11 protein-coding genes are annotated in these 12,767 nt (G+C 60.0%); 7 read left to right on the top strand and 4 right to left on the bottom strand.

Features of this window, described 5'->3' with window-relative positions; genetic code table 11:
* Window positions 1-200 precede the first annotated feature (200 nt).
* Both ACOSV0_RS05855 and ACOSV0_RS05860 read left to right on the top strand, forming a co-directional pair.
* Window positions 201-1,370 carry a porin gene (locus ACOSV0_RS05855; RefSeq protein ID WP_434109305.1) on the top strand — a complete coding sequence of 390 codons (1,170 nt, stop codon included), beginning with the start codon at window positions 201-203 and terminating at the stop codon, window positions 1,368-1,370.
* Between the two features lie 226 nt (window positions 1,371-1,596).
* Entirely contained in the window at window positions 1,597-2,859 is a 1,263-nt protein-coding gene (locus ACOSV0_RS05860) for an MFS transporter (RefSeq protein ID WP_434109306.1), read from the top strand.
* Window positions 2,860-2,901: 42 nt separating this feature from the next.
* Here ACOSV0_RS05860 and ACOSV0_RS05865 read toward each other — a convergent pair whose 3' ends face one another.
* On the bottom strand, window positions 2,902-3,813 hold the full coding sequence (locus ACOSV0_RS05865) for a DMT family transporter (protein WP_434109307.1): 912 nt from the start codon (window positions 3,811-3,813) through the stop codon (window positions 2,902-2,904).
* A gap of 122 nt (window positions 3,814-3,935) precedes the next feature.
* Between ACOSV0_RS05865 and ACOSV0_RS05870 the strand changes: the two genes are divergently transcribed.
* Both ACOSV0_RS05870 and ACOSV0_RS05875 read left to right on the top strand, forming a co-directional pair.
* Complete coding sequence (locus ACOSV0_RS05870) at window positions 3,936-4,856, top strand: LysR family transcriptional regulator (RefSeq protein ID WP_434109308.1); 921 nt, start codon at window positions 3,936-3,938, stop codon at window positions 4,854-4,856.
* Window positions 4,857-4,908: 52 nt separating this feature from the next.
* Window positions 4,909-5,016 (top strand): hypothetical protein, encoded by a 108-nt coding sequence (locus ACOSV0_RS05875; protein WP_434109309.1) that lies wholly within the window; start codon window positions 4,909-4,911, stop codon window positions 5,014-5,016.
* A 122-nt stretch (window positions 5,017-5,138) separates the two neighbouring features.
* On the opposite strand, the gene ACOSV0_RS05880 is transcribed toward ACOSV0_RS05875, so the two are convergent.
* Complete coding sequence (locus ACOSV0_RS05880; RefSeq protein ID WP_434109310.1) at window positions 5,139-5,918, bottom strand: hypothetical protein; 780 nt, start codon at window positions 5,916-5,918, stop codon at window positions 5,139-5,141.
* A 1,185-nt stretch (window positions 5,919-7,103) separates the two neighbouring features.
* Window positions 7,104-8,087, bottom strand: a complete 984-nt coding sequence (locus tag ACOSV0_RS05885; RefSeq protein WP_434109312.1) for a chemotaxis protein — start codon at window positions 8,085-8,087, stop codon at window positions 7,104-7,106.
* A 400-nt stretch (window positions 8,088-8,487) separates the two neighbouring features.
* Here ACOSV0_RS05885 and ACOSV0_RS05890 point away from each other — a divergent pair, with 400 nt between their 5' ends.
* The 3 genes from ACOSV0_RS05890 to ACOSV0_RS05900 all read left to right on the top strand — a co-directional run bounded on the left by ACOSV0_RS05890 (window position 8,488) and on the right by ACOSV0_RS05900 (window position 12,129).
* Window positions 8,488-9,039: a DUF4142 domain-containing protein gene (locus tag ACOSV0_RS05890; RefSeq protein WP_434109314.1), complete on the top strand. Its 552-nt coding sequence runs from the start codon at window positions 8,488-8,490 to the stop codon at window positions 9,037-9,039.
* A 289-nt stretch (window positions 9,040-9,328) separates the two neighbouring features.
* Window positions 9,329-11,059 (top strand): tetratricopeptide repeat protein, encoded by a 1,731-nt coding sequence (locus ACOSV0_RS05895; protein WP_434109316.1) that lies wholly within the window; start codon window positions 9,329-9,331, stop codon window positions 11,057-11,059.
* A 44-nt stretch (window positions 11,060-11,103) separates the two neighbouring features.
* On the top strand, window positions 11,104-12,129 hold the full coding sequence (locus tag ACOSV0_RS05900) for an aldo/keto reductase (RefSeq protein WP_434109317.1): 1,026 nt from the start codon (window positions 11,104-11,106) through the stop codon (window positions 12,127-12,129).
* 51 nt (window positions 12,130-12,180) lie between these two features.
* On the opposite strand, the gene ACOSV0_RS05905 is transcribed toward ACOSV0_RS05900, so the two are convergent.
* Window positions 12,181-12,624 (bottom strand): hypothetical protein, encoded by a 444-nt coding sequence (locus tag ACOSV0_RS05905; RefSeq protein ID WP_434109319.1) that lies wholly within the window; start codon window positions 12,622-12,624, stop codon window positions 12,181-12,183.
* Between the last annotated feature and the right edge of the window lie 143 nt (window positions 12,625-12,767).

Consider the following 12,767-nt stretch of genomic DNA (forward strand, 5'->3'; position numbering starts at 1 on the left):
CGATAGCCGGCTGTTCTATTTGGACACAAAAATTCTTCTCGCAGCGCCGTTCGCTTCGCTGTAGGGGATCGCTTTGCCTGCTGATTTTTAACGCTGTATCTGAAATAGATTTTTCATTTGATATTTAGGGTTTTTATATTTGTTAGTACGACTATTTGAAGAAATTGGGTTGATTTCCTTAATTTGACGAGAGAAGACCGATGAAGAACAAACTGATTGGCATAGCCGCATTTGCGGCCGTTTCTGGTGTTGCGCATGCGCAAAGCAGCGTGACGCTGTACGGCATCATCGACGTGGGCCTGAACTACAACTCGAACTCGGGCGGTCACCCGAATTACTTCATGAGCAGCGGAGTGAACAATGGCAGCCGTTGGGGCTTGCGCGGCGCGGAGGATCTCGGCGGTGGTCTGAAGGCGGTCTTCGATGTTGAAAACGGCTTCGACGTGACGAATGGCAAGGCCGTACAGGGGGGGCTCGAATTCGGCCGTCAGGCTTGGGTCGGCTTGTCGTCGGCGACATGGGGCACGCTCACGCTAGGGCGTCAGTACGATTTTGCGGTCGACTATATTGGTCCGTTTGCTGTGGGCGATCAGGGCGGCGGCAACGTTGCGGCACACCCCGGCGACATCGACAACCTGAACAACAACTTTCGCGTGAACAACGCGGTCAAGTATCAGTCGCCGAAGTTCGGTGGTCTGAAGTTCGGTGCGCTGTACAGCTTTGGTGGCACCGCGGGCTCGACCGGCCGCAACCAGATCTATTCGGCAGGCGTGCACTACGCGTACGGTCCGTTCTCGGCCGGTGTCGCGTATCTGAACGCGAAGAACCCGAACATCAGCTTCTTTGGCAATAGCTCGACGAGTACGGTGACGGCCGCGGCGACCAACTTCAGCACACCAATTTACAGCGGTTATCTGTCTGCGAACACATATCAGAACATTGCTGCGGGTGCGATGTACGAGATCGGCAAGCTGAGCGTGAGCGGCACGTACACGAACATCCAGTTCCGCGGTCTCGGCGATCTGTCCTCGGGTCCGAATCCGTATCACTACAGCGGCAACGCTGTGTTCAACAATGTCGAACTCGGTTTGCACTACAAGCTGCGTCCGGACATTGAATTTGGTCTTGCCTACGACTATATGGCCGGTTCGCACGTGAATTCGAATTCGGGCGCGACGTACAATCAGGTCGCGGCGAGCGCCACGTATGCGCTTTCCAGGCGTACGGTCGTGTACGGGCTCGCGTCGTATCAACACGCGTCAGGCACGGATTCGAAGAACGAACCAGCGGTCGCGGCGATCAACCTGCAATCCGCTTCGACGTCGAATAATCAGACGTTCGTGCGCATTGGTATCCGCACCAGGTTCTAGATGCTATGGAAGGTCAGCGACAGAACCGGCTCTGATGCTCGTCGACTACAACCCTGGATAGGTTAACAGCCTGTCCGGGGTTCGACTCATCGTCCCTCAGCCACGAATCAAGCAACCGGTCGCCTGCTGTTAGACAGAAAACGCCTCCGCGCGTAAAAAACAAAACAAATAAACTTGCTCTAAACTAGCTGCCGCCCAAACCAGCCTAGTCGAGAGCAAGAAACCGATGCCCCCAGCCCCAGCCGATTCCGCCGGCGACCCAAGCTTCAGTTTGCCCAAACATCCTGCTTTCCAACGCTTCTGGTGCACCCGCATCCTCTCGTCGCTGTCGTTTCAGATGCTCGCCGTGGCCATGGGGTGGCACATCTACGCACTAACGCATAGCGCCTTCGCATTAGGCCTCGTGGGTCTCGCGCAATTTCTGCCGATGTTCGTGCTGACGCTCGTGGTCGGCCACGTCGCCGACCGCTACGACCGCCGCCGGATCGCGGCCATCTGTCAAAGCCTCGAAAGCGTCGCTGCATTGTTATTCGCCTTCGGCACCTTCGGCGGCTGGATCAGCGCGCCGGTCATCTACGTGCTGGCCGCATGCGTGGGCGCGGCGCGCGCCTTCGAATCGCCTGCGGTTGCGTCGCTATTGCCGGGCGTCGTACCGCGCGGGCAATTGCCCAAAGCCACGGCATGGGCCACCTCCGCAAATCAAACCGCGCAGATCGCGGGTCCTGCATTGGGCGGCCTGCTATATGGCATCGGTCCTGGCGCGGCCTACCTCGCGTGCACGCTGTCGTTCGCGGCCGCTGCCGCCTCTGTGTGGGCCATCCCCTTGCAGACGACGCTGGCGCGCCGCGCGCCGGTCACACTCGAGTCGGTGTTCTCGGGTATTGCCTTCATCCGTAAGGAACCCGTGATACTCGGCGCACTATCGCTCGATCTGTTCGCGGTGCTGTTCGGCGGCGCGACCGCGTTACTGCCGGTCTTCGCACGCGACATCCTGCACACAGGGCCGCTCGGTCTCGGTCTGTTACGCTCGGGCACCGCCATCGGCGCGCTCGCGGGTACCGTTTGGCTCGCCCATTTCCCGCTGCGCAACCGGCCTGGCGCCGCGATGTTCGGTGGCGTGATTGCGTTCGGCGCGGCCACTGTCGTGTTCGGCCTGTCGCATCAATTTTTTCTGTCGCTCTTTGCGCTCATGGTGCTGGGCGCATCGGACACCATCAGCGTCGTGGTGCGCCTGTCGCTCGTGCAACTGCGTACGCCGGACGAAATGCTGGGTCGCGTCAGCGCGGTCAATTTGCTTTTCATCGGGACGTCGAATCAACTGGGTGAATTCGAATCCGGCGTGACGGCAGGGTGGTGGGGCGCACAACCCGCCGTGCTGGTGGGCGGCGTTGCGACGATCGCCGTCGCCTTGCTGTGGATGCGGTTCTTTCCGGAACTCAAGCGTACGCGCTCGCTGGAGCGGGAAGAAGAGTTGGCGCCAAACCCTTGATCGAAGCGCGTGGCGCGTTGCTGGAGTGAGACGTCAAACTTGTCAGGCGCCCGCGGCGCTTACACGCAGCGCCGTCCATCGCACGGTCGCGAGAATCGATGCCGCGACGATCAACGCACCGCCGATCCACGCTGCCGTTGAAATCCGTTCACCTAACCAGATGCAGGCGAACAGCGCGCCGAAGGCGGGCTCGCTGCCCATCAGCAACGACACGCGCGTCGGGCTGCTGCGTTTGATGGCGAAGTTCTGCGCGAAGAACGCGAACAGCGTGCACGCGATTACCAGATAACCGATGTAGCCCCAGAACATGGCGTGCCCGGCGAACGACGGCACCGGCTGCCATTGCTGCGGCACGAACAGCACGGCCACCGCCGCACTGCCGAATGCCACCACCCCCGACTGAACGGCGGTCACCGACAAAGGCGGCAACGTGGAGTCGCGCATCACGCGCTTGGTCACACACACGTTCAGCGCGCGCAGCAGCGCGGCGAGCAGAATCAACGCATCGCCGGGATTGAAACTCAGCGCGCCATCGCCCGCCAGCAGCCAGGCGCCGAACAGCGAAAGCGCCACCGCCGCCCATTCGATGCGGCTCGGCCTGCGCTTGAGCAACCACCATTCGACAAGCGGCGTCAGCACCACACATAGGCTGATGAGAAACGCCGCATTGGCCGCGCGTGTCAGCAGAATGCCGAAGGTTTCGCAAAGAAAGATGCCGAGCAGCAGGGCTCCCGCGATCAGCACGCCACGCAGCGTACGGACATCGGCGGCGCGCAGATGGCGTAAGGCGGGCGACAGGATCACGAAGGTGATGCCGAAGCGCATCGCCAGTAAACCCAGCACCGGATAGAACACCAAGGCGCTCTTGACGACGCCATAACTGGTGCCCCAGACCACGGCGACCGCGAGCAGCATCAGATCGGAGAGCAGAAGCAGGCGTTCTTGTTTCGACATGGCGGACCTCCCGTACAGGTCGCGTATTGTCGAACTTTGCTTGCAAGGCGATAATTGGGTCGCTGCGCACATCATTTATGTCGCAAATGCATTAATCGGTTAAGCCCCGCGAGTACTCGACGATGAACCCAGCCGACCTTTTCGCCTTGTTGCCGGACATGGCCGTTTTCGCGCGCGTTGTCGACGCCGGCAATTTTTCGGTAGCCGCGCGTCAACTCGGCAGTACGCCGTCCACTGTCAGCCGCCAGATCAAACGGCTGGAAGACGCATTGGCGACACGCCTGCTCGAACGCTCTACGCGCACGGTGCGGGTCACGGAATCGGGGGCACAGGTGGCGCGTTTCTGCCGCGACATGGTGAGCGCCGCATCGGGCGCGGTGGATGCCGCCGGCCAACTGGCCGGCCGACCGCAAGGCAAGGTGAGCGTGAGCGCGCCGACCGCGTTCGCGAAGACGGTGATTCATCCGCTGATTCCCGGTTTCCTGCGCGCCTACGATGAAGTCGACCTGCAACTGCTTTTCACCGATCACGACGTCGACCCGCTCGCGGACGATGTCGATCTGGTCATCCGGCTGACCGAGCATCCGCCGCAAGGGCTCGCGGGACGCAGGTTGGGCGCGGTGCGCTGGCTGCTGGTTGCCTCGCCGGCTTATTTGCGTGAGCGCGGCACGCCGGCGCAACCGCGCGATCTGCTTAAGCACGATTGCCTCTACCTTGGCGAAACGACCGACGACAACCGCTGGCGCTTTCGCCGCGGCACGGAGACGCAAACCGTCGATGTGAAGGGGCGTTACATTGCCAATCACGCCGGCGCGCGGCTCGAAGCCGCGCAGCAAAATTTCGGCATAGCGAACTTGCCTGAATTTGCCGCCACCGATGCATTGCTCAGTGGCGAGCTCGTGCAAGTGTTGTCCGACTGGAAGCTTGAGGCGCGCGCTTACGTGGGCTCGGTATGGCTGCTGTATCCGCCGAACCGTTTTTTGCCGCCGAAGGTGAGGGCGTTGATCGACTATCTCGTCGAGCACATTCACGAGGAGGCTTAAGCGTCCGCGCGGCCTGTGCGCAGACGGCGCAGATGGCGCACCCGGCATTGCAGTGAAGGTTGAGGACGGCAACATTGGCGTGTTGTACGCCGTGCTTGCCGAACTGCTCACGCGGCTCGATATCGGTAGCCCTGAGCAACGTGAGCAACTGAGCAACTGAGCGCGTTTCGTGCGCTACCGATGTTCAACACCATGGGCATTGAAGTCAGCCATCTGGCATTTTCGCTTGCGCTTGATGCGCATAAGCACCGCCAGGCGTGAAGTGGCACAGGGCGGGACTCGTTATGCGTCGTCTTTCTTGAAGCGATCCTGTATGGCGACCAGTTGATCGTCGCTGGTGGCCACGATCCACAGACGGGCACGCTCGACCATCAGGCGATTGTGATCCTTCAGCGCGCCCATCGACACCGCGGTTTTCCATGCGACCGGTGCGGCGCGGCTGGTTCTTCCTGACGGCGTGCCGACCAGCAGTGCGTAGGGGCCGAGAGGCAGCGAGACGAACGGCAGGGCCGGTTTAATGCGCACGCGCCAGTCGATGAATGGCGAATCGCTGAAGAGAAGCGGCGTGGGCAGACCGTGCAGCACAGTGAAGTCATAGAGTGCGAGTTGTTCACGCATGGGCCCGTAGACCTGGCGAATATCATTGACGAGCGCCGCGCGGATTTCGTCGTCGAACATTGCTTCCTGGGTGTAGTGATCGACTGCTTGAAGCGCGTCGTGCTGATAGGCGCTGAAGATCGCCAGGTCGAGGCAATCGTGAACGGCGCGCTGGACTTCCGCGGCGGAGCCGGCTTCCTCGGGTTTGCCGAGTTGCGCGGCGCGCAGGAAGCGCGCGAGGGCGGCATCCTGGGTTGAAGGGCCGGTGGTTAGCGGATCGTCGGTGGCGTCTTTGTCTAGTGGGACGTAGAGGTATTTTTCTGCCGCGAAGCGGGACTTTTTGCCGTCGTCGAAGCTGATTTCGCCGGTGGCGCAGTTGAGGTAGCGAGTGCCGATGTGGCCGTGTTCCCACACGTAGTTTTTCAGGAAGGGACGTAGGGGATGGAGTGGGTCTGGTGGTTGCATTTCTGCTTTGCACTCCGTGCGGGTTGGGGGTGTGGTTTGGGTATGGTCACATAGAATTGGGGTTTTATTTGGGTTTTTTTGCCTGCTCGGCGCTTGTTTGTCTGCGTGCCTGCGGTATTGGTCTTTGTTTGATCTGGTTGTCTGCGCGACGCTTATTGTTGTGTGCCTATGGCGTTGGGGTTTGCTTGATTTGTTTGCCCGCGCAGCGCTTGTTGTCTGTGTTTTTATGGTGTTGGCCTTTCCTTGAATTTTTCGTGGTCTATTAGCGTTCGCCCCTGTGCGGGGCAGGCACTTACTTTCTTTGCCGCCGCAAAGAAAGATAAGCAAAGAAAGCGGCTCACACCGCCAGCTTATAAGCGGGTCCCCCGCGCAGCCACGGTAGTGGTGCATCTGGAATCCGTGCTCTCGCACATTCAACGTAAGTGACAAAGCACTCATCAGTTCCCACTTCGCACTGCGTGCGTCGCGGATGGGTCTGCTTGGGAAATCAGGGGCTTCGTTTGAATGCGGAGCGATGCCTCGTTTGGGGCAGTGGATGCCCTCGGCTTCACCTCGGCGAACTGCCCAAGCATTCAAAAACAGGCGCATCCAACAAATGGACGTCCGAAACTCGGGCCGATAAAACACCACTGCGCCACAGTTGCAATCGCAATCGCAATCGCAATCGCAATCGCAATCGCGGTGGCCTGTGGCGGCAGTGATAAGTGCTGGCAACGGCAACGGCAACGGCAACGGCAATGGCAGTGGCTGGCTACGATACTGAGCGAAACGTGAATACGAAAACGTAGTGATTGGTTTAGTGAAGTGCCCTTCGGCGCGCGTAGCGCCGCCGGAAGCATGACGGCCTTGTCACGAACGCTGAATGTGCGAGAGCACGGATTCCAGATGTACCACTACCGTGGCTGCGCGGGGGACCCGCTTAAGAGTTAGCGGTGTGAGCTGCTTTCTTTTGCCTACTTTTCTTTGCAGCAGGCAAAGAAAAGTAGGTGCCTGCCCCGCACAGGGGCGACGCTAATAAACCAATAACAAAACAAGGAAAGGCCAACGCCGTAGGCAACCAGACAAGAAAAGGCCAACGCCATAGGCAACCAGACAAGAAAGCGCCGAGCAGACAACCAGATCAAGCAAAGCCCAACACCGCAGGCATAAAGAACCGCGCCGAGCAGGCAAAAAACCCCCGTCACTTCAAACCCCAACCCCTTCCCCCACAGGCACCCCAGCCAAAACATTCCGAATAGCATCAGCCAGCTCCCCGGCTGCAAACTTCGCCACATACCCATTCGCCCCGGCATTCTTCACGTGCGCCTCATTAGCGGCGCCAGTCAAAGAAGAATGAATAATCACCGGAATATCCCGGGTCCGCTCGTCAGCCTTGATCTGCCGGGTCAACATGAACCCATCCATCTCCGGCATCTCGAGATCGGTCAATACCAGTGCAATGCTGTCCTTCACCCGTGTGCCGCTAGCCTGCGCTTCACGCGCGATCTGTTGCAACGTATTCCATGCCTCTTCGCCAGTCTTGGTCATCACGTAGTCCGCGCCGATTGCGCTCAACGCCTGCTCGATCAGCTTGCGTGCAAAACCGGAATCGTCAGCGGCAAGAATCTTCGCGCCACGGCGAATGCCAAGCGCTTCGCCTACCGAGGTCGGGTCGACGCTCGGATGCTGTGACGGAAATACGTCGCGCAGTACCTGCTCCACGTCGATCACCTGAGCGAGACGCGAGTCGCCCGTGTTGCCGTCAATGCGCGCGATGCTCGTCACCAGATTGCCGCCGGCCGCGCCCTCGGCGGAGAGCACCTGATTCCATTCGAGCCGAACGATGTCGTCCACTTCTTCGACCGCAAAGGCCTGCGTCGAGCGCGCGAATTCCGTCACCAGCAAAATGTTCAGCCCGCGCGTCGGCTCGCAACCCATCAGGCGCGGCAAGTCGATGACGGGAATGATCTGCCCGCGAATATCTACAGCACCCATGACGTAGGGCGAAGAACCCGCAATGGGCGTCACCGGCGGCATCGTCGAGATTTCACGCACTTTGAAGACGTTGATTCCGTAAAGCTCATGTGCGTCGCTGCCAGGAACGGAACCCAGCCGATACAGCAACAGCTCGAATTTGTTGGAACTCGTCAGGTTGCTGCGTTCGTTGTTCACGCGGTGATCTACTGCCATCGAAATTCTCCGGGGATTGCGGTGCGATGGTGCGCCATGCATATCTTTCGCTTGGCCCTGGCGCGAGCCCTACTTTCAGTTATCGGCGCAACTGCCGAAAAGTTCAGCGAAATCAGGGGTTTTACCGATGCTTTCCGATGATCGGCCGGTCTCTATTCGGGGCAGAAGAGAGAAGTGGGCGTACAGCAAAACGAGGTAATTCGTATGAAGGTTACCTAACGTTACAGAAGCGACAGCATGGTTTCACATGCTGGCTAACACGCCTCCTAGAATGCACAGCGATAAGAGCGCGGCGCCGTTAGCCAGTCGCAAGCGACCTGCAAGGTATCAATGCAATCGCACGCAGTGGCCAAGGCGTACACGCATCGCTGTCGTTTCGCTTCCACCTCAAGGAGAACGTATGATCCGCTTGCCTCTCGCCGCTATCACCAGTGCCTGCATGGCCAGCCTCATGGTTGTCGCCACCGCGGCCAGTGCTCAAACCGCACCGGCCGCGCCGGATGCGGCCCGTCTTCATGCCGCCGACCAGGCTTTCATCGCCGACGCCACCAGAGGTGTCGCCACTCAACGCGATGCCGCACGCATTGCCACTTCGCGCTCCAGCGACCGGGACGTGAAAGCTTTCGCGGAACGCGTGTCGAACGACAACGCAAAAATCTCGGACGCGCTGCGCGCCGCGAGCCCGCGCGGTGTCGACGTGCCGAAGAACGATCCGGACGCAGCGGTGCTTGCGAGCATCAATAACCTGCGTGGTGCCGACTTCGACAAGACCTACATCGAGCAGGTCGCGCTCGCCGGCGAACAGAAAACGCTGTCGGCATTCCAGGCGGAAATCGCCTCGGGTCGCGACGAGCAATTGAAGGACGTCGCGAAGAAGTCACTGCCGACCATCCAGGAGCATTACGCAATGGCTCAGGAGCTCGCCAAGCGTAAGCATCTGGCTGCCCAGTAAGCCGTACGCCGGACACAATCCGGCATTCAACGCGCGTCACGTTGCGGCGTGGCGCGCGTCGTCATGTAGCACCAGACAGCATCAGACAGCATCAAAAACACCTCCAGCATCAGCAGCAACCAATTCGCTAGCGGACAATCCGGGCCGCCCGCATACTGCAGACTCAATGCGTTCTTTTCGGCGATAATCGGTTTCGTTCTTTCGGGCCTGGCCTGCGCGGCTTCAGCGCAATTCAGGCAGTTCGAAAGTGGTCTCCCGATTCCAAGCGCATTCAATCAAAGCTCACCGCATGAGCAAGCCTGCCAATCTCCCGCAACAGTTGGACCATATGCTTCGGCAAGCCGTCGCGCTTCAGCAGAACGGCGCGGTCGCCGAGGCCGAAGAACTCTATCGTGAGATTCTCGAACTCAAGCCCCGTCATTTCGATGCGTTGCAATTGTTGGGCTCGCTCGCGCTGCAGGCGGGGCGTGTTCAGGAGGGGATCGATCTCCTCAGAAAAGCACTCGCCATCAATCCCAGACAGGCGCCGCTTCATTCGAATCTCGCCTATGCGCTTAACGCCTTGCACCGTTTCGACGAAGCGCTCAGGAGCGCCGATCGGGCGCTCGCCTTGCAACCCGGATTCCCGGACGCACTCAACAATCGCGGCAATGCGCAAGCCGGCCTGAATTTGCCGCGCGAGGCGCTCAGCAGCTTCGATCGTGCGATTGCGTCGATGCCGGAATTCGCGCAAGCCTGGAATAATCGCGCCTGCGTGCTGCGCGATCTGGGCCGCCCCGCCGATGCGCTCGCAAGCTGCGATCACGCGCTCGCCTTGCAGCCGAACTATCCTGACGCATGGAGCAATCGCGGCAATGCGCTCAGCGATCTGAACCAGCCTAACGAAGCGTGGCAAAGCTATCAGCGCGCGCTGGAGCTCGACCCTGCGTTTGCCGATGCCTGGAACAACCTCGGCCTGACCCAGGTCGATCTCGACGAGCACGCAGAAGCCTTGCAGAGCTATGCGCGCGCGCTGGCGATCAATCCCACCGCTGCCGAGACGCATTGGAACCAGTCGTTGTGTCTGCTGCAACTGGGGCAACTGGAAGCAGGGTGGAAGGAATACGAATGGCGCTGGGAGCGCAGCCGGATCAAAGCAGGCCGGCGCACTTTTGCGCAACCGCTTTGGCTGGGCGATTTTTCAATCGATGGCAAAACGATTCTGCTGCACGCAGAGCAGGGCCTTGGCGACACGCTGCAATTTTGCCGCTATGCGAAGATGGTGTCCGCGCTCGGCGCAAAGGTCGTGCTGGAAGTCCCGCGTGAGTTGATGCGGCTCATGTCCACGCTCGACGGTGTGGATCAATTGATCGAAGCAGGTCAGGCATTGCCGCCGTTCGATTGTCACTGCCCATTGTTGAGTCTGCCGCTCGCGTTCAAGACCGATCTCACGAATATTCCCGCAAATACGCCTTATCTGTTCGCCGACCCGCAAGCCACGCGTGAGTGGCACGAGCGCGTCGCTGCACAGGCGGAGGGGCGCCTGAAAGTCGGGCTCGTCTGGGCGGGGGGGAATCGACCGCATGTCGCCGAGCTCCGCAAGAACGACGCGCGCCGTTCGATTACATTCGAGCGGCTAGCGCCTATTCTCGATGTGCCGAACGTGCAGTTCTTCAGCCTGCAAAAAGGACCGGCCGCGTTGCAAATGCCTCGTGGTGACGCCGCCGTGAATGTCGTCGATTACACGGAAGAACTCGACGATTTCGCCGACACGGCCGCGCTGGTAGCCAACCTCGATCTGGTGATTTCGGTGGACACCTCTACCGCGCATCTGGCCGGTGCACTGAACAAACCGGTATGGATTCTGAACCGCTTCGACACATGCTGGCGCTGGATGCTTGAACGTACCGATACGCCCTGGTACGCGCAAGCAAGGTTGTTCCGGCAACCGGCACTGGGCGATTGGGACAGCGTGATTCGAAGTGCCCATGACGCGCTGGCCGTGTTGAGCGCCGAGGCACGTTTGCCCAGACACGCGTAGACTGAATGTCCGTTTATCGACGGCTAGGCCACGGAGAATCATCAATGGAATACAGACATCTGGGTGCATCCGGTTTCAAGGTGCCGGTACTGAGTTTCGGCACGGGCACATTCGGCGGCAAGGGCGAATTTTTCCAGGCATGGGGCGCCACCGACGTCGCCGAAGCACGTCGCCTGCTCGACATCTGCTTCGATGCGGGCGTCACGATGTTCGACAGCGCGGACATCTATTCGAGCGGCGCTTCCGAGTCGGTGCTCGGTGAAGCGCTCAAAGGCAAGCGCGACAAGGCGATCATTTCAACCAAGGCGACTTTCCGTTTCGACGACGGTCCGAACAATGTCGGCTCGTCGCGCTTTCATCTGATTCAGGCGGTGGACGCGGCGCTCAAGCGCCTGCAAACCGACTATATCGACCTGTTCCAGTTGCACGGCTTCGACGCGAAGACGCCAATCGCCGAAGTCATGTCGACGCTCGACGATCTCGTGCGCGCCGGCAAGATCCGCTACACGGGCGTGTCGAATTTCTCGGGCTGGCATCTGATGAAATCGCAGGATACCGCGGATCGTTACGGCTATCCGCGCTACGTCGCGAATCAGACTTACTATTCGCTGATCGGTCGCGATTACGAGTGGGAGTTGATGCCGCTCGGCGTCGATCAAGGCGTGGGTGCGGTGGTGTGGAGTCCGCTCGGCTGGGGGCGTCTCACCGGCAAGATCAAGCGCGGTCAGCCGCTGCCTGAAACGAGCCGTCTGCATAAAACCGCCGACATGGGGCCGCCGGTGCCGGACGAGTATCTGTTCCGCGTGCTCGATGCAATCGACGAGGTCGCGGCCGAAACCGGCAAGACGGTGCCGCAAATCGCGCTGAACTGGCTGCTGCAGCGGCCTACCGTATCGACCGTGCTGATCGGTGCGCGTAACGAGGAGCAGTTGCGGCAGAACCTCGGTGCAGTGGGCTGGAATCTGACAGCCGAGCAGGTCGCGAAACTCGACGCTGCCAGCGCTGTGCGTCCCGCGTATCCGTACTGGCATCAGGAAGGATTTGCGGAGCGTAATCCGAAGGCGGTTTAAGCGCGCGGGTTTGGCGTTTGCGCAGCGTAACAACCCGCTCCGGCCCGACTGCTATTTGACGAGTTCGGCTGGAGCGGCGAACAGGTCGCGGTAGTAGCGGCGGCCCGCATCGAGATGTGAGTCGAATGCGAAACCCTGTTCTAGCATTGCGTCGAAGTCGGCGCGTTCGATCTTCATGACATAGCTATGGTCGGTGGTGACGAGGCTGCAAGGCCGATCGGTCACCGCTGCGCTAAACCATTTTCCCGCACTCGCATGGCCCGCCGGATACGTATGATGGTCGTATTCGATTTGCCAGCCGCCGTCTAAAAGAATCCACATGCCCTGGTCGCGTGCGACGCCGTTTACGCCGTCGCCGCATTGTGCGACCACGGTCCCGGTTTGCGCTTCCCATTCATGCGAATGGCCGATCACCCAACGCAATTGTTCGGTCGTCAGACTCGTGAAAAAGGGCGTGTGCTTTAGCAAATGAAGGTAAGTCACTGAGGGTTTCATTTCCGTGCTCCGTGTGGTGACGGATGAGCCCGGAGGCTGCGGTTGCCCATCGCATGCCGCGATCAGAAACGGCAACATCGCGGCGCAAGCAATGAGGATTGAGGGTTTCATGAGCGCGTGTGTTCAAAGCAGTAAAAGAACGA

Origin of the sequence: Paraburkholderia caffeinilytica, assembly GCF_051027425.1 — a bacterium.
In the GTDB taxonomy this organism is placed as follows: domain Bacteria; phylum Pseudomonadota; class Gammaproteobacteria; order Burkholderiales; family Burkholderiaceae; genus Paraburkholderia; species Paraburkholderia caffeinilytica_A.

Coding starts and splice junctions, on each gene's coding strand:
- ACOSV0_RS05900 (WP_434109317.1), top strand. CDS start 11,104: ATGGAATACAGACATCTGGGTGCATCCGGTTTCAAGGTGCCGGTACTG.
- ACOSV0_RS05855 (WP_434109305.1), top strand. CDS start 201: ATGAAGAACAAACTGATTGGCATAGCCGCATTTGCGGCCGTTTCTGGT.
- ACOSV0_RS05865 (WP_434109307.1), bottom strand. CDS start 3,813: ATGTCGAAACAAGAACGCCTGCTTCTGCTCTCCGATCTGATGCTGCTC.
- ACOSV0_RS05890 (WP_434109314.1), top strand. CDS start 8,488: ATGATCCGCTTGCCTCTCGCCGCTATCACCAGTGCCTGCATGGCCAGC.
- ACOSV0_RS05905 (WP_434109319.1), bottom strand. CDS start 12,624: ATGAAACCCTCAGTGACTTACCTTCATTTGCTAAAGCACACGCCCTTT.
- ACOSV0_RS05860 (WP_434109306.1), top strand. CDS start 1,597: ATGCCCCCAGCCCCAGCCGATTCCGCCGGCGACCCAAGCTTCAGTTTG.
- ACOSV0_RS05870 (WP_434109308.1), top strand. CDS start 3,936: ATGAACCCAGCCGACCTTTTCGCCTTGTTGCCGGACATGGCCGTTTTC.
- ACOSV0_RS05885 (WP_434109312.1), bottom strand. CDS start 8,087: ATGGCAGTAGATCACCGCGTGAACAACGAACGCAGCAACCTGACGAGT.
- ACOSV0_RS05895 (WP_434109316.1), top strand. CDS start 9,329: ATGAGCAAGCCTGCCAATCTCCCGCAACAGTTGGACCATATGCTTCGG.
- ACOSV0_RS05880 (WP_434109310.1), bottom strand. CDS start 5,918: ATGCAACCACCAGACCCACTCCATCCCCTACGTCCCTTCCTGAAAAAC.